General features: G+C 40.8%; 18 protein-coding genes. 14 read left to right on the top strand and 4 right to left on the bottom strand.

All coding sequences use genetic code 11. The features are described from left to right. Position 1 precedes the first annotated feature (1 nt). From ACO1QW_RS05220 to ACO1QW_RS05155, 14 genes are all read left to right on the top strand, one after another. Positions 2-2,140, top strand: a complete 2,139-nt coding sequence (locus ACO1QW_RS05220) for an alpha-glucuronidase family glycosyl hydrolase (RefSeq protein WP_486256361.1) — start codon at positions 2-4, stop codon at positions 2,138-2,140. A 27-nt stretch (positions 2,141-2,167) separates the two neighbouring features. Beyond that, on the top strand, positions 2,168-2,914 hold the full coding sequence (locus ACO1QW_RS05215) for an SDR family NAD(P)-dependent oxidoreductase (protein ID WP_486256359.1): 747 nt from the start codon (positions 2,168-2,170) through the stop codon (positions 2,912-2,914). Between the two features lie 66 nt (positions 2,915-2,980). Beyond that, positions 2,981-5,536 (top strand): glycosyl hydrolase 115 family protein, encoded by a 2,556-nt coding sequence (locus ACO1QW_RS05210; protein ID WP_486256357.1) that lies wholly within the window; start codon positions 2,981-2,983, stop codon positions 5,534-5,536. Between the two features lie 29 nt (positions 5,537-5,565). Next, positions 5,566-6,678 carry an endo-1,4-beta-xylanase gene (locus ACO1QW_RS05205; RefSeq protein WP_486256355.1) on the top strand — a complete coding sequence of 371 codons (1,113 nt, stop codon included), beginning with the start codon at positions 5,566-5,568 and terminating at the stop codon, positions 6,676-6,678. Positions 6,679-6,707: 29 nt separating this feature from the next. Continuing rightward, a complete protein-coding gene (locus tag ACO1QW_RS05200; RefSeq protein ID WP_486256353.1) occupies positions 6,708-8,135 on the top strand; it encodes an MFS transporter in 1,428 nt (475 codons plus the stop codon). 46 nt (positions 8,136-8,181) lie between these two features. Next, the gene (locus tag ACO1QW_RS05195; RefSeq protein WP_486256352.1) at positions 8,182-9,219 is read left to right on the top strand and encodes a glycoside hydrolase family 43 protein; all 1,038 of its coding nucleotides are present in this window, start codon (positions 8,182-8,184) and stop codon (positions 9,217-9,219) included. Between the two features lie 13 nt (positions 9,220-9,232). Beyond that, positions 9,233-10,900 (top strand): glycoside hydrolase family 43 protein, encoded by a 1,668-nt coding sequence (locus ACO1QW_RS05190; protein ID WP_486256350.1) that lies wholly within the window; start codon positions 9,233-9,235, stop codon positions 10,898-10,900. 42 nt (positions 10,901-10,942) lie between these two features. After that, positions 10,943-13,558 (top strand): glycoside hydrolase family 3 C-terminal domain-containing protein, encoded by a 2,616-nt coding sequence (locus ACO1QW_RS05185; RefSeq protein ID WP_486256348.1) that lies wholly within the window; start codon positions 10,943-10,945, stop codon positions 13,556-13,558. 38 nt (positions 13,559-13,596) lie between these two features. After that, positions 13,597-14,973, top strand: coding sequence for a Gfo/Idh/MocA family protein (locus tag ACO1QW_RS05180; RefSeq protein ID WP_486256346.1), 1,377 nt, complete (start codon positions 13,597-13,599; stop codon positions 14,971-14,973). A 20-nt stretch (positions 14,974-14,993) separates the two neighbouring features. Then, positions 14,994-15,749, top strand: coding sequence for a cupin domain-containing protein (locus ACO1QW_RS05175; RefSeq protein WP_486256345.1), 756 nt, complete (start codon positions 14,994-14,996; stop codon positions 15,747-15,749). A 31-nt stretch (positions 15,750-15,780) separates the two neighbouring features. Beyond that, complete coding sequence (locus tag ACO1QW_RS05170) at positions 15,781-17,709, top strand: sialate O-acetylesterase (RefSeq protein WP_486256343.1); 1,929 nt, start codon at positions 15,781-15,783, stop codon at positions 17,707-17,709. A 32-nt stretch (positions 17,710-17,741) separates the two neighbouring features. Next, positions 17,742-18,995: a glycoside hydrolase family 30 protein gene (locus ACO1QW_RS05165; protein ID WP_486256341.1), complete on the top strand. Its 1,254-nt coding sequence runs from the start codon at positions 17,742-17,744 to the stop codon at positions 18,993-18,995. Between the two features lie 48 nt (positions 18,996-19,043). After that, a complete protein-coding gene (locus ACO1QW_RS05160) occupies positions 19,044-20,657 on the top strand; it encodes a GH35 family beta-galactosidase (protein WP_486256339.1) in 1,614 nt (537 codons plus the stop codon). A 33-nt stretch (positions 20,658-20,690) separates the two neighbouring features. Continuing rightward, positions 20,691-22,241, top strand: coding sequence for a glucuronyl esterase domain-containing protein (locus tag ACO1QW_RS05155; protein WP_486256337.1), 1,551 nt, complete (start codon positions 20,691-20,693; stop codon positions 22,239-22,241). 70 nt (positions 22,242-22,311) lie between these two features. On the opposite strand, the gene ACO1QW_RS05150 is transcribed toward ACO1QW_RS05155, so the two are convergent. Genes ACO1QW_RS05150 through ACO1QW_RS05135 form a run of 4 tightly spaced genes read right to left on the bottom strand, consistent with a single transcriptional unit; the run spans position 22,312 to position 26,577 of the window. Then, entirely contained in the window at positions 22,312-23,439 is a 1,128-nt protein-coding gene (locus ACO1QW_RS05150; protein WP_486256335.1) for a Gfo/Idh/MocA family protein, read from the bottom strand. Positions 23,440-23,479: 40 nt separating this feature from the next. Next, the gene (locus ACO1QW_RS05145; RefSeq protein WP_486256333.1) at positions 23,480-24,283 is read right to left on the bottom strand and encodes a polysaccharide deacetylase family protein; all 804 of its coding nucleotides are present in this window, start codon (positions 24,281-24,283) and stop codon (positions 23,480-23,482) included. 20 nt (positions 24,284-24,303) lie between these two features. Further along, the gene (locus ACO1QW_RS05140) at positions 24,304-25,584 is read right to left on the bottom strand and encodes a mandelate racemase/muconate lactonizing enzyme family protein (protein WP_486256331.1); all 1,281 of its coding nucleotides are present in this window, start codon (positions 25,582-25,584) and stop codon (positions 24,304-24,306) included. Positions 25,585-25,632: 48 nt separating this feature from the next. Further along, a complete protein-coding gene (locus tag ACO1QW_RS05135; protein WP_486256330.1) occupies positions 25,633-26,577 on the bottom strand; it encodes an RraA family protein in 945 nt (314 codons plus the stop codon). Between the last annotated feature and the right edge of the window lie 5 nt (positions 26,578-26,582).

Genomic DNA, 26,582 nt, shown 5'->3' with positions numbered 1-26,582 from the left:
CATGAAGAGAATAAACGTATTGCTGCTATTATTGATATTGTGTGTGTCTGTACAGGCAGAGAATGGCTATGACCTTTGGTTACGTTATGTACCCATCAAAAACAAAAGCCTTCTTTCTGACTATAAGAAACAAGTTGGTTCGCCCGTTGTACTCGGCTCCTCTTCTACCGCTGCTATTGCAAGAAAAGAATTATCAACTGCGCTGTTAGGTTTAACAGGGAGCAGTTATTTGATCAACAGCTCGATCAATACATCGAGTCTGTTCATGGCCGGCACGGCACAATCATCAAACGTTATTTCTGCTCTTGTGACAAAAGATGAATTAAGGCAAATAGGCGAAGAAGGTTTTATCATTAAAGCAAAGCCCGGCAAAACATTCATCACCGGAAATACAGATGTGGCGGTTCTCTACGGCATCTTTCATTACTTGCGTTTGCTGCAAACAAATCAACAGGTAACAAATCTCAACATTGTTTCTACTCCTAAGTTAAAGTTGCGCATGCTCAACCATTGGGATAATCTTGACCGTACTGTTGAGCGTGGTTATGCAGGTGAATCTATTTGGGATTGGCATCGCCTGCCAGGTTATATCGATCAACGTTATATTGATTATGCAAGGGCAAATGCATCATTGGGCATTAATGCTGTTGTGTTGACGAATGTAAATGCCAATGCACTCATCCTCACACCTGCTTATTTAGAAAAAGTAAAAGCTTTGGCAGATGTGTTTCGTCCCTATGGCATCAAAATATTTCTTACAGCACGTTTCAGTGCGCCTATCGAAATCGGCAAATTAAAAACTGCTGATCCGTTAGAGAATACCGTACAACAATGGTGGAATGAAAAAGCAAAAGAGATCTACTCTTACGTTTCAGATTTTGGAGGTTTCTTAGTAAAAGCAAACAGTGAAGGACAACCCGGTCCACAGGATTATAAACGAACACATGCTGATGGTGCCAACATGATGGCCAAAGCATTGGCTCCGCATAAGGGGATTGTTATCTGGCGTGCATTTGTATACGCAGCAGAAAATCCGATCGATCGGCATAAACAAGCTTATGATGATTTTGTTCCTCTCGATGGAAAATTTGAAAACAATGTAATGGTGCAGGTGAAAAATGGTGCCATCGATTTTATGCCACGTGAACCGTTTCATCCTTTGTTTGGTGCAATGCCAAAAACACCGTTGATGATGGAGTTCCAGGTAACACAGGAATATTTAGGACAGGCAACGAATTGGGTTTTTCTTGCTCCTCTTTTTAAAGAAGTATTAGATAGCGACACTTATGCAAAGGGCAAAGGCTCTACTGTTGCAAAAGTGATCGATGGAAGTTTGGATAATCATTCACTGAATGGAATGACTGGTGTTGCCAATATTGGCAGCGATATCAATTGGTGTGGTCATCCAATGGCGCAGGCAAATTGGTATGCATTAGGAAGACTTGCATGGAATTATGATTTAAGTAGCGATGCCATTGCTGATGAATGGTTACGTATGACATTCAACAATGATGATGCATTTGTAAGATCAACAAAGCAACTCATGCTCAACAGCAGGGAGATCATGGTGAGTTATATGAATCCTGTTGGTCTGCATCATATCATGGGTACAGGCCATCATTATGGTCCTGCCCCTTGGGTAAGTAATCTTGGTAGGCCCGAATGGAATCCAGTTTACTATCACAAAGCAGATAGTGCAGGCATTGGTTTCAACCGTACATCAACTGGAAGTAAAGCCATTGAACAATATTTCCCGGAAGCAAGAAAACAATGGGAAAATCTTTCAACAGTTGACGAAAAATATTTATTGTGGTTTCATCATGTACCATGGACATATAAAATGAAAAACGGTCGAACGTTATGGAATGAATTAGCTTATAAATACAATGCCGGTGTTGACAGTGTGAAATGGATGCAGCGTGAATGGCAGAAACAACAAACGAAAGTAGATGCACAACGTTTCAAAGAAGTTAGCATGTTACTGAATGTACAATTAGAAGAAGCAAAGTGGTGGCGTGATGCATGTTTGCTCTATTTTCAGACATTTTCAAAACAACCAATTCCTTCGAATTACGAACAACCAGCTAAAACATTAGACTATTATAAAAGTTTACGTTTCCCGTTTGCACCGGGCAACTAACTTGCGGTCTAAACTAATATTTGAATTATGAGCAACGAACAAAAGTTAGCAATTGTAACAGGTGGAGGTTCCGGTCTTGGCCTTGCAATTGCAAAAGCATTTGCTGCAAACAACATCAAGACCATTATTGTTGGCCGTGATGAAGAGAAATTAAAAACAGCAAAAGCAGAGTTAGGTGAAAATGGTTTCTATAAAGTTTGCGACCTGAGTGACCTTTCAACCATCCCTGCTTTGATTGAAAATATTCTGGCAGAGTTTGGCAAGATCGATATCCTGGTAAACAATGCAGGTATCAATCAAAAGAAATTATTTGAAGAAGTAACAGATGAAGAATTTCAACGCATACTCACTACAAATGTAACGGCCGTGTTCAGCATCAGTCGTGAAGTGGTGAAAGATATGTTGAAACATAAAAGTGGTTGCATCATTAACATCAGTTCAATGGCTGCACAATATGGTTTACCAAAAGTAATTGCCTACAGTGCAAGCAAAACAGCAATTGATGGCATGACAAGAGCAATGGCAGTTGAACTTTCACCAAACGGTATTCGTGTAAACGCCATTGCACCGGGATTCATTTATAGTGCTATGACAGAGAAAGCATTGAACAGCGATCCAGAACGTAAAGCAAAAGTATTCAACCGCACACCAATGGGACATATGGGACAACCTGAAGATATTGGTGCCGCAGCGTTGTACTTAGCAAGCGATGCTGCGAAATATGTTACCGGTGTTGTGCTGCCTGTTGATGGTGGCAACAGTATTGGTTTCTAAGCTGTAAACAAATTGAAATAAAACAACCGTTGCAGTTGCAAGCTGCTACGGTCACGAACGATACATATGAAGAAAACGATCTTGCTTGCTGTATTTTTATGTGCGTACATTTTTACAAATGCACAGTTACTGGCACCGAAAGCCGGTTCAGGAATCTATGCATTGAACGAGGCATCCATTCTTGTTGATGCAAATGATTTTACTGTTGTAAATAAGGCCGCACTTTTTTTTGCTTCCGATATGCAATCGGTTACATTGAAAACAAGCACTGTTCAAAACAGCATCAGTAAGTCGGACAAAACAGCCATTATCATTGGCTCGATTGACAAATCAAGCTTTATCAAACAACTTATTCAACAAAAGAAATTATCCGTTAACGATATAAAAGGTAAATGGGAAGCATATAAAATTCTCACAATCAAAAATCCGTTCAAAGGAATTGATCAGGCACTTGTGATTGTCGGTAGTGATCGCAGAGGCACTGCATTCGGTGTATTTGAAGTGAGCAAACAAATGGGCGTATCGCCGTGGTATTGGTGGGCCGATGTACCAGTGCAGACAAAAAATGAAATACTCATCAATGCAAACACAACCATCACCGATGCACCGAAAGTAAAATACCGTGGCATTTTTATTAATGATGAAGCGCCTGCACTCAGCAACTGGAGCAAAGAAAAATTCGGCGGCTTTAATTCAAAGTTTTATGCCAAGGTGTTTGAGTTAATGCTTCGTTTAAAATCCAACTATATCTGGCCTGCCATGTGGGGCAATGCGTTTTATGATGATGATTCGCTCAACATTAAAGTAGCCGATGAATATGCGATTGTGATCGGCACATCGCATCATGAACCATTGATGCGTGCACATGATGAATGGCGTCGATATGGTAAAAAACAAAAATGGAATTACGACAGCACAGAAGCAGGGTTAAAAGAATTCTGGCGTGGCGGTATGCAGCGTGCATGGAACGAAAAAATTGTAAGTGTAGGTATGCGTGGCGATGGTGATGAACCTATGAGCAGGGAAACTGCAACATCTTTACTTGAACGCATTGTAAAAGATCAACGTGAAATTATTAAGAATGTAACGGGCAAACCTGCAGAAGAAACGCCACAACTTTGGGCATTGTACAAAGAAGTACAAGATTACTATGATAAAGGTATGCGTGTGCCCGATGATGTTACCTTGTTGTTATGCGATGATAACTGGGGCAATATCCGTAAGCTGCCAAAACCAAATGAAAAGCCACGCAAAGGTGGTTATGGTATTTACTATCATTTCGATTATGTGGGTGGTCCACGCAATTACAAATGGCTCAATACAAATCCGCTGCCACGCATTTGGGAACAGATGCACTTGGCATACGAGCATAATGTAAAAGATATCTGGATCGTAAATGTGGGTGATATCAAACCAATGGAATTGCCTATCTCCTTCTTCATCGATTATGCATGGGATCCAACAAAAATTGATGCCGCAGATATTCAATCATACACTGAAAAATGGGCGGCACAACAATTCGGAAAAAAGCATGCAACAACCATTGCTGAGTTGCTTGCTAAATATGCAAAGTATAACAGCAGAAGAAAACCTGAACTGCTTGATGACCGAACATACAGTTTTTTTTATGGAGAATGGGAACAAGTGGTGAATGACTACAATGAGTTGCTAGTAAAAGCAGAAGAGATCAACAGCGAATTGCCGGCCGAACAAAAAGATGCATTCTTTCAACTCGTGCTGCATCCAATAAAAGCATGCGCCAACTTTAACGAGATGTATTACAACGTGGCGTTGAACAAAGTTGCTTTCAAAGAAAAATATGAATCAACCGTTGAATATGCAGATCGAGTAAAACAACTTTACCTAAAAGATTCACTCATCACAATTGAATATCATCAACTCAACAAGGGCAAGTGGAATCATATGATGAGCCAGACGCATATTGGTTACACATACTGGCAGCAACCTCCGTTTAACAAAATGCCCGCTGTGCAATATTTACCCGAAGGCACAACATTTAAAGACGAGATTGTTTCGATTGGCAGAGCACCGCAAGCCGAATATCCAAAAGATGCAAAGCCCAATAGTTTCTTTGAACGCTTTGAAACAGTTTCAATTGAAGCCGCTCATTTCACCAAAGCCAACAACAGCAAAACAATATCATGGAAAGTGTTACCCGATCATGGTCGCACAGGCGATGCAGTAACTACAATTCCTGTAACTGCGCCTGAACAACAACCATCGGCAACAACGCCATATCTTGAATACGAAATTTATACCTATAGCAAAGACAGTTTCCGCATTCATACATACTTCTCTCCTACGCTCAACTTTTTCACTACAGAAAATGGTTTGCAGTATGCGGTTTCGGTTGATGATCAAGCGCCACAGATCATCAGCCTTAACAAAGAAGACAAGAACAGCATCAGTGGCATCTGGAACAAATGGGTGAGTGAAAATATTATCATCAAAACAAGCAAACACAACATTGATAAGCCCGGCAAACATGTAATTAAATACTGGATGGTGAATAGTGGCGTGGTGCTGCAAAAAATTGTAGCAGATTTTGGAGGCATGAAGCAGAGCTATCTCGGTCCGCCTGAAACAAGGATCAATAATTAATTATTCAACTACTGATTAAAACGAAGAGTATGAAAAAATTCATTTTAAAAATTACTGCGGCGGGAGCAATACTTGCCTGCTTCGCTTATTGCACAAGCACAAAAAATGCAACATCGTTTGCTGCATCATTAAAAGATGCTTACAAAAATGATTTCCTGATTGGCACTGCATTAAACACGCCGCAAATTGAAGAACGAGATCCAAAAGCTGCTGCATTAATTCCTGTGCAGTTCAACGCTATTACACCGGAGAATTGTATGAAGGCTGAAAACATTCATCCGCAATGGGATCAGTACAATTTTGATCTTTCCGATAAACTTGTTGCTTATGCTGCAAAGCATAACATCAAAGTAAACGGCCATACACTCATTTGGCATAGCCAGTTACCGCAGTTTGCAAGAAGAATAAAAGATGTTGATTCGTTTAAAACATTCTTCAGCAATCACATCAACACCGTTGCTGGTCGTTACAGTGGTAAACTGTTTTCATGGGATGTAGTAAATGAAGCATTGAATGAAGATGGCACTATGCGTAAGTCGATCTTTCTTGACAAAATGGGCGATGGATTTGTTACGGAAGCTTTTCGTTTAGCAGAAAAAGCATCACCCAACACTGAGCTTTATTACAACGATTACAATAACGAACAACCGAAAAAACGTGAAGGCTGTATTGCCTTGGTGAAAAAAGTGCAGGCTGCGGGTGTTCGAATTGATGGTGTGGGTATACAGGGTCACTGGCATTTAGGTCGTGTGCCATTCAAGGATATTGAAGAAAGTATTCTTGCCTATCATGCACTTGGTTTAAAAGTGATGATCACCGAACTGGATATTGAAATGCTCCCACGCAATTTTCAAGGTGCTGATGTAGGCCAACGCCAGGCATCGAACCCAGCATTGAATCCTTATGCAAATGGTATTCCTGATAGTTTGCTGCAACAACAGGCTAACGATTATGCCAACCTCTTCAAACTGTTTTTAAAACACAAGGATAAAATTACACGGGTTACTTTCTGGGGTGTGAACGATGGACAAAGCTGGTTGAATGGCTGGCCTGTTCCCGGTCGTACAAATTATCCATTACTCTTCGATCGTGCATTTAATCCGAAGCCTGCATACCATGCAGTAATGGCGTTAAAGAAATAAACAAACTACTTGCTCATTAAAAAACAAACATGGAAACCTCACAAAAATTATCTGTTGTTGAGAAGATCGGTTACAGCTTAGGCGATCTTGCTGCCAATTTAGTGTTTCAAACACTTGTTACCTGGATCGCATACTACTATCTGAATATTTACGGATTGAAAGCTGAGCATGCTTCCATGTTAACGCTTATTGTTGGTCTTGTTGCTGCATTTGCATTTAACCCGATCATGGGAGCCATTGCAGACAGAACTAATTCTAAGTGGGGAAAATTCCGTCCATGGATTTTATGGACAGCCATACCTCTTGGCGTTGTTTCATTGCTGGCTTTCAAAACACCGGACTTTGCTTACCAGGGAAAAGTTATTTACGCAGTCATTACCTACGCTTTATTGTTATTACTGTATGCGGCTAATAATTTGCCTTATGGTGCATTGAGCGGCGTAATAACCGGCGACATGAAAGAACGCAACAGCTTGAGCTCTTATCGTTTTGTTGCAGTGATGTTTGCCCAGTTTTTTGTGCAGGTGTTCATGTATAATTTTATTATCAAAGCAGGTGGAGGAACAGATGCAGAAGCAATGAAGATCGGTATATCAAAAGTAATGACCGTACTAGCTGTTATTGGAACGTTGATGCTCATCATCTGTTTTCTTACAACAAAAGAAAGGATCATTCCCAAGCCGGAGCAAAAATCTTCTTTAAAAGAAGACCTTGGCGATTTGTTTAAAAACAAACCGTGGGTGATCATACTAACTGTAACCACATTGATCTTTATTACACTTGCTTTAAAAGGCGGTTCTTATGTTTATTATTTTGAAAACTATGTTGACAAAGCAGAACTCACTGCTTTCTTAGAGCCATTTAAAAAATTCTTACCAACATTTGAAAATGATACATCGTTAGGCTTGGGTGTTTTTAATGGTGGAGGTATTTTGGTTGGGCTCATCGGCATTATGATATCGCCATGGTTTACGAACCGATGGGGCAAACGCAATGTGTTTATTGCATCATTACTAATCGCCACGGTGTTCATCATTCTCTTCTATTTCTTTCCGCCAAAATCAATTGCTATCATTTTTGCGGCACAAATATTACACGGATTCTTTTACGGAATTAATACGCCTATTCTCTGGACAATGATTGCTGATGTGGCTGATTACAGTGAATGGAAAAATAACCGAAGAGCAACTGCTATCATTTTTTCTGCAATGATGGTTGGATTAAAAGCCGGACTGAGCATCGGCAGTTCACTCGTATCATGGATATTAGGAAGATATGGATACATGCCACAAAGCACTACGGGGCAAACAGAAACAGCTATTAATGGAACAAAAATGCTGGTGAGTATTTATCCTGCGATCCCGTTTCTGCTAGCAGCAGCACTCCTGTTCTTCTATGAAATAAATAAAAAAATGGAAGTGCAGATTGAAGCAGACCTGAAACAAAGACGTTCTTAATTTTTTAAATACGTCAGACGTTGGCGTCAGACGATAAAACTTTTTTATGCCTGAAGACAGTATTGCACATATCGACTTCGCTGAACTGAACAGCAAAGCTATTTCACAACCATTGGTGAAACATATTTACACAGCCGATCCATCGGCACATGTGTTCAATGGAAAAGTTTATATCTATCCATCGCATGACGTGGATGCAGGTGATGCATTTGATGATCTCGGTAGCCATTTTGCCATGGAAGATTATCATATTCTTTCAATGGATTCACCAACAGGTGAAGCCATTGACAATGGATTAGCGTTGCATGTAAATGATGTGCCCTGGGCAGCGAAACAAATGTGGGCACCTGATGCAAACGAGAAGGATGGTAAATATTATTTGTTCTTTCCCGCAAAAGATGACGAAGGTATTTTCAGAATTGGTGTAGCTATAAGTGATTCGCCTGTTGGCCCTTTTACGCCAGAGCCTGAAGCCATCAAAAACAGTTTCTCTATTGATCCTGCAGTATATAAAGATGAAGATGGAAGTTATTACATGTACTTCGGTGGTATCTGGGGCGGACAGTTACAACGCTGGCGCAGCGGAACCTTCAATGCAGAGCAAGCAGAAAGTCCGTTTGCATTTTTACCACAAGAAAATGAACCTGCACTATGTCCAAAAATTGGAAAGCTCACAGATGATCTGTTAGAGTTTGCTGAAGCGCCAAAAGATGTGTTGATCACCGATGAAAACGGCGAACCTCTTTTGCAAGGCGATACCGACAGACGATTTTTTGAAGCAAGCTGGTTACACAAATACAACGGCAAATACTATTTCTCTTATTCAACAGGTGATACACACTACTTGTGTTATGCTATTGGCGATAATCCTTATGGTCCGTTCAAATATGCAGGAAGGATTTTAGAACCGGTTGTTGGATGGACATCGCATCATTCCATTTGCGCATTTGGAGATAAATGGTATTTGTTTTACCATGACAGCAGTTTAAGCAAAGGTGTAACGCATTTACGCAGTGTAAAAGTAACGGAGCTTGTACACGATGAGAATGGTTTCATCAAAACAATAAAACCTTACAACGATTAAATCATACAATCAGATGAAGAAAGTTTTTTTATCGACCACCTTTGCAATGCTGTTGTTTTTTGTAAACGCACAAACCTTCAAAAATCCGATATTGGCGGGCTTCTACCCCGATCCCAGTATTTGCAGAGTAGGGAATGATTATTATGTGACCACTTCCACATTCGCCTACTTTCCCGGTCTTCCAATCTTTCACAGTACTGATTTGGTGAACTGGAAACAGATCGGCAACGCCATGGATCGTGAAGAGCAATTGGATCAAACCAATGCAGGTGTATCGAGAGGTTTGTTTGCTCCCACCATACGCTATCACAAAGGAACATTTTACATTCTTTGTACGCTTATTGATAAGAAAGGAAATTTCATCATCACGGCAAAAGATCCGAAAGGGCCTTGGAGTAATCCGATCTGGTTACCGCAGGTACGTGGTATTGATCCATCAATTGATTTTGTTGACGATAAAGCTTATGTTGTTTACAACAATGATGCACCTGATAATAAACCATTGTACAACGGTCATCGTACCATTCGTATGTATGAGTTTGATATTGATGCGATGAAAGTAGTGGGTGAAGAAATTTTACTGGTGAATGGCGGCACTGATCTTTCAAAAAAACCGATCTGGATTGAAGCTCCGCATATTTTCAGAAAAGATGACTGGTATTATTTGATCTGTGCTGAAGGTGGTACTGGCTACAATCATACAGAAGTTGTATTCAGAAGTAAATCTGTGAAAGGTCCTTATGTTTCGTATGAGAAGAATCCGATTCTTACACAAAAACATTTGGATAAAAAACGACCCAATCCTATCACCACAACCGGTCATGCTGATTTTGTAGAAACACCTGATGGAAAATGGTGGGCTGTGTTTCTTGCCTGCCGCCCTTACGATGATGATTTTTATACAACCGGTCGTGAAACTTTTTTATTGCCTGTGGAATGGAAAGATGGTTGGCCACATATACTCGAAGGCAATGCAACAGTTCCTTATACGTTGCCTGTTCCGCTTCCGGCCATCACCAAAAAAGTAAACAATCCTTTTGGTGGTAACGTTAGCTTCAAAGATGATTTCAAGACAGATAAATTTGATTTTCGTTATCTCTTCTTGCGCAATCCGGAAAAAGATGCGTACAGCTTAACAGCCAAAAAAGGATTTCTTCAATTGGCATTACGTCCGCAAACGGCTACAGAACGTAAAAGTCCATCCTTCCTTGGTTACCGTCAGAATAACCTGAAAGGATATGCGGCAACGAGCATCAACTTTATACCTGCATCAGAAAAAGAAAAAGCAGGCATGCTTATTTTCCAGAGCGAAAACTTTTATTACTTTTTATGCAAGTCGGTTGAAAACGGAGGACCTGTTGTGCAGTTATTCAAATCACCTGCAAGAGGAAAAACAGAACCGGAATTATTAGCATCGCAAAAATTAAGTTCAACAAAAGAACTGTTCTTAAAAATTGAAGCAAGAGCCAACACTTATGCGTTCTTTTTTGCAGAGAAAAAGAACAAATGGCAACTGCTAAAAGAAGGCGTTGATGGCTCGTTCCTTACAACAAAAGTTGCAGGTGGATTTGTCGGAAGCCTGTTTGCATTATACGGTACTTCTAATGGTGCGCCAACATCAACAGTGGCTTTGTACGATTGGTTTGAGTACAAAGGAAACGATGATGCGTTTAAAAAATAAACAAACTCACTTTCAGTTAAACCCCGATCAAAACAATCAATAATGAAAATCGTTCTTGCAATCTTCAGTATAGTGCTCGCTGTAACAACATCGGCACAGGATTATAAATCATTCCCGATGTGGAATACAAAACTTTCCATTGAACAACGTGTGAATGATGTGGTCAGCCGTTTAACGCTCGAAGAAAAAGTTGCGCAGATGCTTAATGCAACACCTGCTATTCCTCGCCTGGGTATTCCTGCTTATGATTGGTGGAACGAAGTATTGCATGGTGTTGCAAGAACCCCGTTCAAAACAACAGTGTTCCCGCAGGCCATTGGTATGGCAGCAACATGGGATACAACTTCACTCCTCCGTATGGCTGATTATTCTGCATTGGAAGGAAGAGCTATTTACAACAAAGCTGTTGAACAGGGACGAACTGCAGAACGCTATCTCGGGCTTACCTATTGGACACCCAACATCAACATCTTTCGTGATCCACGTTGGGGACGAGGACAGGAAACATACGGCGAAGATCCTTTTCTAACGGCTATGCTTGGACGAGCCTTTGTTCGTGGCCTGCAAGGTGAAGATCCAAAATATTTAAAAGCTGCTGCCTGCGCCAAGCATTATGCCGTTCACAGCGGCCCTGAACCAAGCCGTCACTCCGATAATTTTAATCCTGCTGTTTACGATCTGTGGGATACGTATTTACCTGCGTTTAAAGAACTGATCGTTGATGCAAACGTTGCGGGTGTAATGTGTGCATATAATGCAGTGGATAAACAACCTTGCTGTGGCAATGATCAGTTGATGAATGATATCCTCCGCAAGCAATGGAAATTCAATGGTTATGTAACAAGCGATTGCTGGGCGGTTGATGATTTTTATAAATATCACAAAACACATAAAGATGCTACTGTATCAGCTGTTGATGCGGTAATGCATGGCACCGATATTGAATGCGGACAAACAGTTTATAAAACCTTAGTTGATGCGGTGAAGAATGGATTGATCAAAGAATCGCAACTTGATATTTCATTGAAGCGTTTGTTTACCATCCGTTATCGTTTGGGTATGTTCGATCCTGTATCGATGGTGAAGTATGCACAAACCCCTTCGTCTGTTTTGGAAAGTGCACCGCACAAAGCACATGCGTTAAAGATGGCACAGCAAAGTATTGTGTTGCTGAAAAATGAAAAGAACACGTTGCCGCTTTCAAAGTCAATTAAAAAAATTGTTGTTGTTGGCCCCAATGCCGATAATAATATTTCAGTATTAGGCAACTATAACGGTACTCCGTCTGAAATTATAACTGTATTAAAAGGCATTCAAAACAAACTTGGCAGCAAAGCTGAGGTTGTATATGAAAAGGCCATCAACTTCACCAACGATACTGTGCTGGTGTATACTGATATGCGCAACCAATATTCAGTCGACGGAAAGGCTGGTTTCAAAGCAGAATATTTCAACAACAAAGAATTACAAGGCCAGCCTGCTGTAGCACGAACAGAAGAAACAGTTGATCATTTCTGGCAGGAAGGTTCGCAGGTAGTTGGAAATATGAATGCATATAATTTCTCTGCACGCTATACAACCAACTATTCAGCAGATAAAGATGGTTTCATCACGTTTGAAATAGAAGCCGATGATGGCTACAAATTCAGCATTGATGACAAGTCTGTTCTCGATGCATGGTCAAGGAACCGTTGGGGCGCTAGAACCTACCGTTTAAAAACAGAAAAAGGAAAAACGTATAAGCTCACCCTTGAATACTGGCAAGGCGAAGGAAAGGCGAATGTAAAATTAAGAGCTGGTAATTTCGAACAAATCAACTATGCAGCATTGCTCAATAAAGTAAGCGATGCAGATGCAATTGTTTATGTAGGTGGTATTTCGCCGCAACTGGAAGGTGAAGAAATGCGTGTTGATTATCCCGGCTTTAATGGTGGCGACAGAACAACCATTCTTTTGCCAACAGTTCAAACCGAACTGATGAAGAAACTAAACAGCACAGGCAAGCCTGTTGTATTTGTAATGATGACTGGCAGTGCTATTGCAACGCCTTGGGAAAGTGAAAATATTCCGGCTATTATGAATGCATGGTACGGCGGACAAAGTGCAGGTACTGCTGTTGCTGATGTATTGTTTGGTGATTATAATCCTGCGGGACGTTTACCTGTTACATTTTATAAAAATGATAGTGATCTTCCCGGCTTTCTTGACTATAGTATGGAAGGAAGAACTTATCGTTATTTTAAAGGCGAAGCATTGTATCCATTCGGCCATGGGTTGAGCTATTCAACATTTGCATATAGTGGCTTGCAATTACCGAAGACCATTGCAGCAAACAAACCAGTTACTGTAACGGTAACAGTAAAGAACAGCAGCAAACTTGATGGTGATGAAGTGGTGCAGTTGTATGTATCACATCAAACAAAAAGCAAAGCACCTGTTCGTGCATTGAAAGGATTTAAACGTATTAGTTTAAAAGCAGGCGAAAGCAAAACCATCAGCTTTAAACTTACGCCTGAAGAGTTATCATTAGTAAATGAAGCAACAGGTAAGTATTATCAACCTAAAGGAAAGGTACAGATAAGTGTTGGTGGTGGTCAGCCGGGTGTTAAGAATAAAACAACAAGTAATGTGTTGAGCAGTTCTGTGCAGATTCTCTAAACGAATTATTGTTTCAACGATTGCCTAAATAATAAGCCATGCAAAAAAGAAAACAATCACGCAGGGAGTTTCTTTCCACTTCGCTCAAAGCATCTGCAATGCTTGCAATACCAAGCATTGTTCCTGCTAGTGTATTTGGAAAACATGCACCGAGCAACCGCATCAACATTGCGGCAATTGGCACAGGACGTATTTCCCGTGGACATGATATGCCCGGTGTTTGGAAATATGATTACGCACAGATCATGGCTGTGTGTGATGTAGATCTGCAGCGTGCAAATGAAGGCAAGCAATTAGTAAATGAATTTTATACTAAGCGGGAAAACAAACCATTCGATGGAGTAAAAGTATACACCGACTTCAGAGAGGTATTACAGAATAAAGATGTGGATGCAGTATTGATCAGCACACCTGATCATACACATGCAATGATCGGTGTGGCGGCGGCACGTGCAGGCAAACACATTTATATGCAAAAGCCTGCATCCTTAACCATTGCTGAAGGAAGGGTGATCAGCAATGTAGTGCAGAAGAGTGGCGTAAAATTTCAGATCGGTAGTCAGCAACGTAGTAGTGAACAATTTCGCTATGGAGCTGAACTCGTTCGTAACGGTCGCATTGGTGATTTAAAAACTGTTTACGTTGGTTTGCCCGGCGATCCTCCCGGTGGTAAGAAAGAAGAAATGCCATTACCAAAGGATTTCAATTACGACATGTGGCTTGCATCAACACCTGAAGTGTATTACACGGAAGATCGTGTGCATCCGCAGGTTGGTTATGGTCGGCCTGGTTGGTTGCGTTGCGAACAATTTGGTGCAGGTATGATCACGGGTTGGGGTGCGCATCATATCGACAGTGCACATTGGGGCATGGGTATGGAAGCAAGCGGCCCTGTTGAAATATGGACAGAGAATGTTGACTTTGCAACAAACGGCTTGTGGGATGTGCATGGCATTTTTAAAACGGGTGCCAAATATGCAAATGGAGTTACAATGATCGTAAGCAATGAATTTCCTAACGGGATAAAATTTGAAGGAAGCAAAGGATGGGTATTTGTGTCGAGAGGCGATTACCAGGCAACATCAAGTGATCCTAACGCAGGCACAGTACAGGCGAAGAAGATCGATGCAAGTGATCCAACTATTCTCACTTCTGTAATTGGTGAAAAAGAATTTCATTTTACGGTAAGCAAAGATCATCACGGCAACTGGCTGGAAGCAATCCGTGATAACAAAAAAACAATTGCGCCTGTAGAAGAAGCACACCGTGCCTGCTCTGCCTGTTTGCTGCATCACATTTCCATGAAGCTGAAACGAAAATTATACTGGGATCCTTCAAAAGAAAAATTCAAAAACGATGCAGAAGCAAACAGCATGCTTTCAAGACCACAACGAAAAGGATATGAAGTGAAGTAATAAACAATCAACATTATTTTATGAAACGCTTGCTTGCATCTTTATTCTTTATTCCATACCTGGCATTTGCACAAAAAGATTCTGTTATTTCAGGCGCATATAACTGGAAAGAACCATCTGCCATTAAGAATAACATCAACTCCGTTGTTCTTCTCGAAGGCAAAGTGCATGATTTCGAATGGATGCAATTATCAGCAAACAGCCTTGCAGGCAGAACAGCAATAAAACAAATAGTAACAGATGTGCAGGAACAATTGCTGATCGTTAAATCGGGAAATGTAATTATTCGTTTAGCCGACTCAAGTTTTACATTAACACCCAACAGCATTGCAGTTTTAATGCCGGGTGAACATTACTCTTTAACCAATGCCTCAGAAACACCTGCGCATTTCTATAGCATGAAATACAAAAGCAGGAACGTTTCTAATAAACAAAGTGGCAGACATTCTTTTGTAAAAGTTTGGGAAACAATCCCGTTTAAACCCAATAATAATGGTGGCGGCCGTCGTGATTTTTTTGAGCAACCAACCGCCATGCAAAAACGGTTTGAAATGCATGTGACTACTTTAAAGGAAGGATTGAAAAGTCATGAACCACATACGCACCGTGCAGAAGAGATCGTACTAATCATTAATGGTGAAACAGAAATGCAGCTGGGAAATGAAGTAGTAAAAACAAATGCAGGAGGGCTTTATTATCTCGGCAGTAACGTATCACACGCTATTAAAAATATAGGGACAAAACCTGCTACCTACTTTGCTATTCAATTTGAATAATCATTTAATTCCTTGCACTTAATAACAGTAAATGAAAAAGCTAAACATATTCATTAGTTCGTTTTTGCTGATCACCGCAACTATTCATGCACAGGTAAAACTGCCGCAGATCGTTCGTGACAGTATGATTCTTCAACGTGATGCTAAAGTAAATATCTGGGGATGGGCTGCAGTAAATGAAAAAGTAAATGTGAAATTCAACGGCAGGGTTTACAAAACAAAAGCTGATGCAAGTGGCAACTGGAAAGTTCAACTTCCCTCTACCAAAGCCGGCGGTCCTTACAGCATTGATATAACTGCAAGCAATAAGATCAGCATTAAAGAAATATTATTTGGAGATGTTTGGTTTTGCAGCGGGCAAAGTAATATGGTGCATCAACTCAACATTCACGATGTAACCTATGCAAAAGAAATTGCTGAAGCAAATGATCCGCAGATACGCCAGTTCTGGATTCCAACGCTTACGAGTTTGCAAGGGCCGCAACAGAATTTACCAGGCGGTTATTGGAAATCTGCAGTGGGTGAAGACATTCGCCCCTTCTCAGCTGTTGCCTATTTCTTTGCCAAACATTTATACGAAAAATACAAAGTACCCATCGGCATCATTAATGCAAGTGTAGGCGGCACACCCATTGAAGCATGGACAAGTGAAGAAGGGTTGAAAGATTTTGCAGTATTACAAACTACGATTACTAAAAATAAAGACACTGCTTACATCAACAGTCTCAACCGTAGACCATCAAATACGCCACGCATTGCTCCTCCTGTTGATGCAGGTTTAAGTGGAACAACAAAATGGTTTGATGTTAACTATGTTCCTAAAGGTTGGCGTAACATCAACATTCCCGGTTATTGGGAAGACCAGGGTATTAAAGATCTGAATGGCGTTGTGTGGTACCGGAAAGAAATTGAAATACCTGCATCTATGGTGGGTAAGCCGGCAAAAGTATTTTTAGGAAGAATTGTTGATGCCGATGAATTATACATCAACGGTGTGCGTGTAGGCAATACAACTTATCAATATCCGCAACGCAGATACGCTGTGCCGGCAAATGTTTTAAAAGCTGGCAAAAACATATTTGTTATTCGTGTTACAAACAATGCAGGCAAGGGTGGATTTGTTACAGACAAACCTTACTGCATTTTTTCAGGAACAGATACAGTTGATCTGAAAGGCACATGGCAGTATAAAGTTGGCTTAGTAAATCGCCCGTTTGCAGGTGGAGGTTTTGGTGGCGGCCTCAGTGCACAAAATCAACCAACAGCATTATATAATGCAATGGTGGCTCCTGAAATTAATTATACCATCAAAGGATTTTGTTGGTACCAGGGTGAAAGTAATGCAGGCAAGCCACAGGAATATGGTGCATTGCAAACTGCATTGATTAACGATTGGCGTACTAAATGGAATCAAGGTTCGTTGCCATTCTTATACGTACAGCTTCCCGGCTTTATGGATTACAATTACCTGCCTTCAGAAAGTGGTTGGGCAACTCTACGACATGAACAATTAAAAACACTTGCTATGCCAAATACAGCCATGGCCGTGACAATTGATCTTGGTGAGTGGAACGACATACATCCCGACAACAAAAAAGATGTTGGTATTCGTTTAGCATTGGCAGCACGCAAACTTGCCTACAATGAAAATATTGTTTATTCAGGTCCGCTTTATCAATCGGCACAAGTAGATGGAAACAAGATCATCATTTCATTTCAGCATATAGGAAGCGGCCTGATCAGTAACGACGGTGAAGAACTAAGTGAGTTTGCCATTGCAGGGGCAGATAAAAAATTTGTGTGGGCCAAAGCAAAAATTGAAGGCGACAAGGTAGTTGTGTGGAGTGACGAAGTGAAAGAACCCATGTTTGTACGCTTTGCATGGGCCGACAATCCTGTTAATCCAAATTTATACAACAAGGATGGATTGCCTGCATCACCTTTTACCACAGAAAAATAATTAGTCAAACAACACAGCAATAAATGCACCGCATGAAAAAGAATTTTAATTATAGCAAAATATCCTTGGTCGTTTTTGCTGTCATTCAACTGTTTGTTGCTTCCTGTAAAAAAAAGCCTGGTGAAGAAAAGGAACAAGTAATCAGTTCCTCCATACTCATCAATGCCAATGAAAGCTTTCAAACTATCCAGGGTTTTGGCGCCGCTACTGTTTTTCGGCCTTCTACTGGTTCATTAACGAATGATGAATTAGATCGTTTGTTCGGAAAGGGAAACGGGCAACTTGGTTTAAATATTTTACGCATCCGCATTGCAGCTGATGATAACTGGCGTGCACTTGAACTTGCAAATGCAAAAGGTGCTGTTCAACGTGGTGCAAAAATACTTGCATCGCCGTGGAGCCCACCTGCACGATTTAAAACAAATAATAATCTTATTGGAGGATCATTGAAAGTAGACAGCAGCGAAGCTTATGCGAAATACCTTAATGATTTTGCGAATTACATGGCAGCGAACGGTGCGGCCGTGCACGCAGTATCGGTACAAAACGAACCAGATTGGGATCCAAACTATGAAAGCTGTGTATGGACTGCAATACAAATGCGTGACTTCTTAAAAAATTACGGCCATCTAATTACCAGTACACAATTGATGGCGCCAGAACTGGTCAATTACAATCAGGCCTACATGAACACACTGTTAAGTGATAATGCCGCTACCGCAAACATTGATATCATCGGCACCCATATTTACGGTGGTGGTATTGCAGAAAATTCAATGGCAAAAGCGATGAATAAAGAAGTGTGGATGACAGAACATCTGGACACTGTTTTTAATTACACAGCGAGTTTAGCAACTGCTGTTGAAATACACAACTGTCTTACTGTGGCCAACTTCAGTGCATATATCTGGTGGTATGCCAAACGTTTTTATGGTCCTATTGGTGAAGAAGGATTTGTTACAAAGCGTGGATTCATGATGTCGCAATTTGCTAAATATATTTCGCCGGGTTCGGTACGCATTGGCACAGGACCCAACACTGCTTCTAATGTTCGCATATCTGCTTATAAAACCAATGCCGGTAAGAAAGTTGTTGTTGCTATAAACAATTACAATACTGCAGCAGAACAGACCTTTACTTTTCAAAACAGCACGGTGGGTGACTTTATTCCTTACACAACCACTGAAACTAAGAATGCAGAGCCGGGTACAAAAACAACGGCCACCAATAACAGCTTTACATACAAACTGCCTCCATATAGTGTTACCACATTTGTAGAGCAGTAAAACGAAACCAAAGTAACAGATGAAACAACAACTCTTATAAAGAACGAAATGAAAAAAGAATTGGTCTTACTCGTGTTGGTCGTTTGTATTGTTCTTCCCTCTTATGGACAGAACAGTTTGCCGCATTTACGAAAAGTTGGCACTGTTACACAACTCATCGTAAAGGATCAACCTTTTTTAATACTTGGTGGTGAACTTGGTAACTCCACTGCCACGACCATGCAGAACATGGTGCAAGTTTGGCCACGACTAAAGGCCATGCATTTAAATACAGTGCTGGTGCCTGTTTATTGGGAACTGATCGAAGCAGAAGAAGGTCGTTTCGATTTTTCGCTCTACGAATCCCTCATTACCGAAGCAAGAAAGAATGATCTCAAAATTGTGTTCCTCTGGTTTGGTGTATGGAAAAATAGTATGAGTAGTCATGCGCCTTCATGGGTGAAACGCAATCAACAAAAATATCCCCGTGTAAAAGATGAAAATGGAAAGAGCCTGGAGATACTTAGTTCGTTCAGTAAAGACGTGCTTGATGCAGACATCCATGCATTTGAACAACTGATGACATTCATTAAAAACTTCGACAGCGTTCACCAGACAGTGATCATGATACAGCCGGAAAATGAGATCGGCATGTTATCATCAGCAAGAGATTATCATCCATTGGCCGAAGAGGCATTCAAAAAAAATGTTCCTGCAGAAGTGGTCATCTATCTGCAAAAGAAAAAAGATCAGCTTGTGCCCGAATTACAACAGGCATGGAAACAAGGCGGTAATAAAACAAGAGGAAACTGGCAGGAATTGTTTGGCAAAAAATTGTATACAGATGAAATTTTCATGGCGTACTACTATTCTGCATTCATGAACAAGTTGATCGCTGCAGGTAAAAAAATATATCCACTTCCTATGTTTGTTAATGCTGCACTCAACCGTCCCGGTAAACTGCCCGGTGAGTATCCAAGTGCCGGGCCGCTTCCGCATGTAATGGATATCTGGAAAGCCGGTGGAACTGCGATTGATTTTATGAGTCCTGATTTTTACAATCCCGATTTTAAATACTGGAACGATCTGTACACAAGACAAGGTGATCCTTTGTTTATTCCTGAACATGCTTTTGATGCTACCGTTACAGCAAAAGCATTGTTCGCATTTGGGAATTATGAAGGCATTGGCTTTTCACCATTTTCTATTGAATCGAATCATAGTGAATCGCTGGCAAACATGTATGCAATGCTGCGTTCATTAACGCCACTCATTACAAGTAACCAAGGGAAAAATAAGATCAAAGCGGTGTTGCTTACAAAAGCAAACAAGGATACAAGTTTTACGTTGGGTAATTATGTGTTTAACTGCAAGCATGATTATACACTCAGCTGGACAGCTGGCAGCAAAACGGAAGACTGGCCATATGCAAGTGCCATGATCATTCAAACAGGTGAAGATGAATTTTATGTTGTTGGAACAGGAGTGGTCATTACATTTTCAAACAGCAAAAACAAAAACCAGCATGTGGGTTTATTAAAAGTAGATGAAGGCGTGTTTGAAAATAACAGTTGGAAAGTGACCCGTCATTTAAACGGTGATCAAACACACCAGGGCCGGCATGTAAATATTCCCACCAATCAAACAGCAATACAAAAAGTAACACTTTATAATTACGATTAATTGTTTCATTGCTCCCACCAATAAAAAACGAACATGAAAAAGATCATACTCTTTCTGCTCACTGCCATAACCAGTAATGCTATTGCTACTGCACAGATGAAGTTTATTGACAGCAGCAAATATCCAAAGCTCACGATGTTTACAGTGCAGCAAGACCAGGCAAACATGATGCAGCAAATGGGCATTAAAAAATTGCGCCCGGGTAAAAGTGGAAATGAGAACGATCCAAATCATGCAAACTATGATGAAGCATTGGCAAATCCTTGTTCGCAATTACCCGATGTGCTGACATTGAAAAATGGAAAGAAAATAACCACTGCTGATGAATGGTGGAAACAACGTCGTCCGGAATTAGTTGAAGAATTTGAACGTGAAGTGTATGGACGTATTCCCAACAATGTTCCAAAAGTAACATGGACAGTTAAGATACTCGATAGGGAAGTGGTGAACCGCATTCCTGTTATTGCAAAAGAGATTGTAGGACATGTAGATAACAGTGCGTATCCGTTGATCAATGTAGACATTAAGATGGTATTGGTTCTTCCCACAAATGTAAAAGGGCCAGTTCCGGTGTTGATCATGTTTGGCCGCCCGGTTTTACCTGCGCCCGCACAACCATCGCCTGATGATCTTGAAAAAATAAATGAAGCCTACAAAGAAATGATGATCAAGTCTGATCCATCAATGAAAGAAATGTTTGAAAAGTACCCGGCTTATCAACCTATCACTCGCCTTCCCGCTCCTAACTTTTTTGCGCCTGCAAAACCCGATGATGAATTAACACCGCAGGAAAGATTATTAGCAGCAGGATGGGGTTATGTTACTATCGATCCCGGTACTATACAACCGGATAATGGTGCAGGCTTAACAAGAGGCATTATTGGTTTAACAAACATGGGTCAGCCACGCAAGCCAGATCAATGGGGTGCATTGCGTGCATGGGGTTGGGGTGCAAGTCGTGCATTGGATTATTTAGAAACCGAACCTTTAGTTAATGCAAAACAAGTTGGCATTGAAGGTGTCTCACGCTATGGCAAAGCTGCATTGGTAACTATGGCATTTGATCAACGCTTTGCAATCGGATTAATTGGATCATCAGGTAAAGGTGGGGCAACATTACATCGTCGTGTTTATGGTGAAGCGGTTGAAAATTTAACTGGTGGCGGAGGTTATCATTGGATGGCAGGTAACTATTTAAAATATGGAACAGAGGAATCTTCATTCGGCAGAAAAACAGGCTGTGATCTTCCAGTTGATTCGCATGAGTTGATTGCATTATGTGCACCTCGTCTTACATTCATCAGTTATGGTATTCCGGAGAAAGGTGATGCCAACTGGCTCGATCAGAAAGGAAGTTACCAGGCGACTATTGCAGCTGGAACAGTTTTTAAATTATTAGGCGTAAAAGATCTTGGAGTGAGCAATGATTACATGAATGAAAAAATGCCACCGATGTTAACGGATATGCTCAATGGACATTTGGCATGGCGGCAACACGATGGAGGTCACACCGATGCACCGAACTATAAATATTTTATTCCCTGGGCAAGTAAATGGATGAACTATGAAAAGAAAATACAGTAACAATTGATTGACTAAAAGATAAGGGCCGCATTTAAAAATGCGGCCCTTATCTTTTAATGAAAGTGTGCTTTTACTGTATTTTTATTTTCTTTCCGGTTGCCATCGCTTCATAAACCGATGTGATCAATTTCACATCTCTTTTGCCCATTTCACCCGGTACAATTGATGGTTGATTTTTAGTCATTGAAAGCGCAATGCCATCCATTTGTTTTGCTTGTTGATTAATATTTTCAAAACTCATAGCAGCTTCAGATGTTTTGCCTCTCAAGCCACCATAGTTGAAAGCAGGCGATAATTCAAACGTTCCTTTCTCTGCTTCTGCACGTAAAAAATTCATGGGGGCGCCATAGTTTGCTTCACCTTCCGCAATTAAACCATTTGGCATTTCAAATTGCCATTTCAACGATTGTTCCACTTCTTTAAATTTATCAGCAATTGTTTTAGGCCCCTCCTGTGCAGTAACAGAAACAGGAACCATTCCACTTGTGTAACAAATACCCTGCACACAATAAATACCTAAGTCCTGCATAGGGCCACCACCAGCCAGATCTTTTTTCAATCGCCATTGGTTAGGATCGCCAATCACAAACCCAAAGCCTGCTGCTAATTTTTTAATATCGCCATATACTTTGTTTGTTCCTAATCTTGCCATTTCTCTATTGAAAGGTTCAAAGTGTAAGCGATAACCAATTGACAATTGTTTACCTGCTTTCTTTGCGGCAGCGATCATTTTATCACAATCAGCAACTGTAAGCGCCATCGGTTTTTCGCAGATCACATGTTTGCCAGCTGCAAACCCACGTATGGTATATTCTGCATGCATACTGTTAGGCAATACAACATAGATGATATCAATGTCAGGATTGTCTTTGATGGAATCGAAATTCTCGTAGTTGTAAATATTCTTATCAGGGATATTATATTTTTCTTTCCACACAGGAATTTTTGAGGGCGTTCCTGTAACAATACCTGCGAGGTAGCAATGTTCCGTTTTTTGAAGCGCCGGTGCTAATTGTCCACCTGCATAACCTCCAAGACCAACTAAGGCAATGCCGAGTTTTCCTTCTTTGTTCTGTTGCATGGTGCGTTGTTTAGATTGTTGTTCATTACAGGAATTGTTGGCTGAAATAAGTGGGATGCTTAACCCTGCAAGGCCAAGCTGCTGTAAAAACCTTCTTCGTGAATGTTGCTGACTCATACGAATTTGATTTTAGATTGTTTCGTGATTGTATCGATGTTTAAAGCTGATTTGTTTTTTTCCATTGGTTGATATGTTCTGCTACCTCCACCATCGGTGCCACATAAATTTCTTTTTCCTTTTGTTTGATGTAACGAAGGATCTCACGATGATTTTCAATGGATACATCAAGACTGTTGCCTCCGCCCACGCCATGAAACAAGATCACCAGCAGGGAATTTGTCTGGATAGCTTTATCCACCCACACTTTCATTTCTTCAAAGCTGTTATTGTTGACCATATAGCAATCCACATTGTAGAGATCCACTTCGTTAATCTTGTGCATTTCATTTCGCACAGCTCTTGCTGCAACAAAATCATTTTTCATGCCATTGATGAAAGATGAGTCTGCTATTTTCATATCGCCGCAGGTAAAAGCAAATGTGCGTTTTGTTTTACCATCAAGTGATTGCAGGAACAGATTCGTCATACGCATTTCGTTCTCCATGCGTTGAACGCTGTAATTGTTCAGGTCATTTGTTTTACTCACCCATTCACGGCCGGGCATATTGCCAACACAGGGATGAAACAAGGTATGATTGCCCAGTTCATGACCTTTTAATGGAAGCTTCTTCCAATCCTTCAATCTTGCTTGCATCGATTGTGAAAATGCTGTTACATAAAAGGTAGCTTTAAATTTCAATGAATCCAGAACAGGTGTAGCATTATCCAAATGCTGATCAATGGCATCATCGTAGGTAAGAACAACGGCGCATTTCTTTCCTTTCCATTCATTATTTTTTTGTGCAAATGCAGAAGCAATTAAACTAAACATGAAAGTGGCTGTAACAATAATTTTCTTCATTACTTAAAGATACTTTGTTGTTATTCAAAGAAAGGCACACCGGGCACTGCATATTTCTTCATTGCTGTTTCGTTAATATCCACTCCTATTCCCGGCTTTTCCGATAATGTGATATAACTATCTTTCACCCACTCTCCCTCATACGTTACAATTTCCTTGAACATGGGATTGGTATGGAAATAAGATTGCCATTCGAGAATTAAAAAGTTTGGAACAGAAGCACAAACATGCGCCGATGCCATTGCACCAAGAAACGATGCCACCATATGCGGCGCAAATGGCGTGTAATATAAATTAGCAAGGTTTGCAATACGCTGACCTTCACCAAGTCCTCCTGCTTTTTGCAGGTCGGGCATTACAATATCAACAGCACCAATTTCAAGTAAACGTCTGAACCCATATGCCAGGTAATGATTCTCGCCAGCACAAATGGGTGTGCTCGTGCTTTCAGTAATTAATTTGTAGGCTTCAACATTTTCTGCAGGAATGGGTTCTTCCAGCCACATCAGGTTCAACGGTTCTAATCGTTTAGCTACAGCCTGTGCAGTAACTGCATCATAACGGCCATGCATATCTACACAAATGTCAATATTTGGTCCAACCGCTTCTCTTGCTGCAGCTATCTGATCGTACATGCGTTGCAACTCCATCGGGCTTGCCGTCCAATTGTAAGCATCATACTTGTTAGGATCGTTCGCTTGATCAAGATCAAACTTAATGGCATTGAAGCCCATCTTTTTTGAATTCAATGCCGCTTCAGCAAAATCTTTTGCTGTTGGTAGATTGCGTTGGTATAAAGCAGTATCGCAATACACTCGTATTTTATCACGAAACTTTCCTCCGAGTAATTGATACACCGGAACGTTCAATGCTTTACCCGCAAGATCCCACAACGCTGTTTCAATTGCAGACAACACTGCAATGTACATACCTGCCTGAGCACCCTGGAAAAAACCACCTTTGCGTATATCTTCAAACAAACGGTGCACATTTAACGGACTTTTCCCTTTCAACCTCAGGCCAAAGTTTTTCACCAGGTGATAAGTTCCGGGCACAGCATCCACTCCTTCACCAACGCCATAAATATCCTGGTTGGTATAAATTTTTACAAACAAACTTCCACGTATATAACCACATTTGATATCTGTTATTTTCAAATCAGATGGAGCAGAAGTTTTAGGTGTACGATCAACCGCATTCTTGTATCCTTCACCAAAAGCTTCTATTGATGCAAGTGGCATAAGCGCCGATGCAATGGCTGCTTTTGATAAAAATGATCGGCGTGAATTATTATTTTTCATGCACAAGTAGTTTAAGTAATGACTGAATCGATTGTTGAATAATAGTTCTTACCAGGTTCTGTCTTTTAAATACTGCTGAATAAATTCTTTTGCCACGGGCAATTCATTGATATGATCATTCAGCCATTTTGAAAAATCTTTTTCAATTTCATCGCTCCATCTTGCATCAATTTGTCCTGCTGTATATTTTCCTTCACGCAAACGTTGATGCCCAAACATATCTCTTAACCGAACGATCTCCGATGTTGTAACAACACGTTCTGCAAGATGCGGTGGAATAAAAACAACAACGCCAAGCTTACCGAGTACCACATCACCCGGCATAACGGTTACCTTGCGAATACGTGTTGGCTGATTAATACCAACGATCATTGTAGTTAAATCACCTGGAGGATTATGAAACGACGGATCGTAACTGGTATAAAAAGAAGTGAAGCCAGGAATATCTTTCAATCCCTCCACATCACGCAATGCGCCATCATAAACAATTCCGTTTCCTGTTTTTGCATAGATGGCATTCCCTACATTATCGCCAATGGTTGGTCCGTTTTTATGTGCACCAAACTGGTCGGCAACATACACATCGCCTTTTACAAGAATATCAACAGGCCATGTGTTTTGCCCACGCTTGCCTTGCTTTTTTCCAAGTGAATCAATGGCTTTCCAAACATCAGGACGGCCAGGCATAAACGTTGCAGTAACTGCACGACCAACCAACACACTGTCAGGATGTATCAACTCCCATCCTTCGGCAATCTGGTAAGCATAGCCCGCATTTTTCATGACAGCCCATGCTTCCTCCACACTAACCTTTTTCATTCGTTGTATCAACTGGTCAGGAACTTTTGGTCTTCCGTCGGGGAAACGCTCTCCAGTCCATAATGGAGTTAAAGCAATCAGTTGCTCTTTGCTTATTTGTACCTGCTGTGCTTTTGCCGATTGTAGCGCTGTAAGAAACAGCAACACAAGCAATGCGTTTTTAATTTTTATCATGGCGA

It is taken from the genome of Lacibacter sp., assembly GCF_057361365.1.
This window is presented reverse-complemented; position numbering and strand designations above follow the sequence as displayed.

Coding starts and splice junctions, on each gene's coding strand:
- ACO1QW_RS05185 (WP_486256348.1), top strand. CDS start 10,943: ATGAAAATCGTTCTTGCAATCTTCAGTATAGTGCTCGCTGTAACAACA.
- ACO1QW_RS05135 (WP_486256330.1), bottom strand. CDS start 26,577: ATGATAAAAATTAAAAACGCATTGCTTGTGTTGCTGTTTCTTACAGCG.
- ACO1QW_RS05150 (WP_486256335.1), bottom strand. CDS start 23,439: ATGAGTCAGCAACATTCACGAAGAAGGTTTTTACAGCAGCTTGGCCTT.
- ACO1QW_RS05175 (WP_486256345.1), top strand. CDS start 14,994: ATGAAACGCTTGCTTGCATCTTTATTCTTTATTCCATACCTGGCATTT.
- ACO1QW_RS05210 (WP_486256357.1), top strand. CDS start 2,981: ATGAAGAAAACGATCTTGCTTGCTGTATTTTTATGTGCGTACATTTTT.
- ACO1QW_RS05220 (WP_486256361.1), top strand. CDS start 2: ATGAAGAGAATAAACGTATTGCTGCTATTATTGATATTGTGTGTGTCT.
- ACO1QW_RS05180 (WP_486256346.1), top strand. CDS start 13,597: ATGCAAAAAAGAAAACAATCACGCAGGGAGTTTCTTTCCACTTCGCTC.
- ACO1QW_RS05190 (WP_486256350.1), top strand. CDS start 9,233: ATGAAGAAAGTTTTTTTATCGACCACCTTTGCAATGCTGTTGTTTTTT.
- ACO1QW_RS05215 (WP_486256359.1), top strand. CDS start 2,168: ATGAGCAACGAACAAAAGTTAGCAATTGTAACAGGTGGAGGTTCCGGT.
- ACO1QW_RS05170 (WP_486256343.1), top strand. CDS start 15,781: ATGAAAAAGCTAAACATATTCATTAGTTCGTTTTTGCTGATCACCGCA.
- ACO1QW_RS05195 (WP_486256352.1), top strand. CDS start 8,182: ATGCCTGAAGACAGTATTGCACATATCGACTTCGCTGAACTGAACAGC.
- ACO1QW_RS05140 (WP_486256331.1), bottom strand. CDS start 25,584: ATGAAAAATAATAATTCACGCCGATCATTTTTATCAAAAGCAGCCATT.
- ACO1QW_RS05205 (WP_486256355.1), top strand. CDS start 5,566: ATGAAAAAATTCATTTTAAAAATTACTGCGGCGGGAGCAATACTTGCC.
- ACO1QW_RS05145 (WP_486256333.1), bottom strand. CDS start 24,283: ATGAAGAAAATTATTGTTACAGCCACTTTCATGTTTAGTTTAATTGCT.
- ACO1QW_RS05165 (WP_486256341.1), top strand. CDS start 17,742: ATGAAAAAGAATTTTAATTATAGCAAAATATCCTTGGTCGTTTTTGCT.
- ACO1QW_RS05160 (WP_486256339.1), top strand. CDS start 19,044: ATGAAAAAAGAATTGGTCTTACTCGTGTTGGTCGTTTGTATTGTTCTT.
- ACO1QW_RS05155 (WP_486256337.1), top strand. CDS start 20,691: ATGAAAAAGATCATACTCTTTCTGCTCACTGCCATAACCAGTAATGCT.
- ACO1QW_RS05200 (WP_486256353.1), top strand. CDS start 6,708: ATGGAAACCTCACAAAAATTATCTGTTGTTGAGAAGATCGGTTACAGC.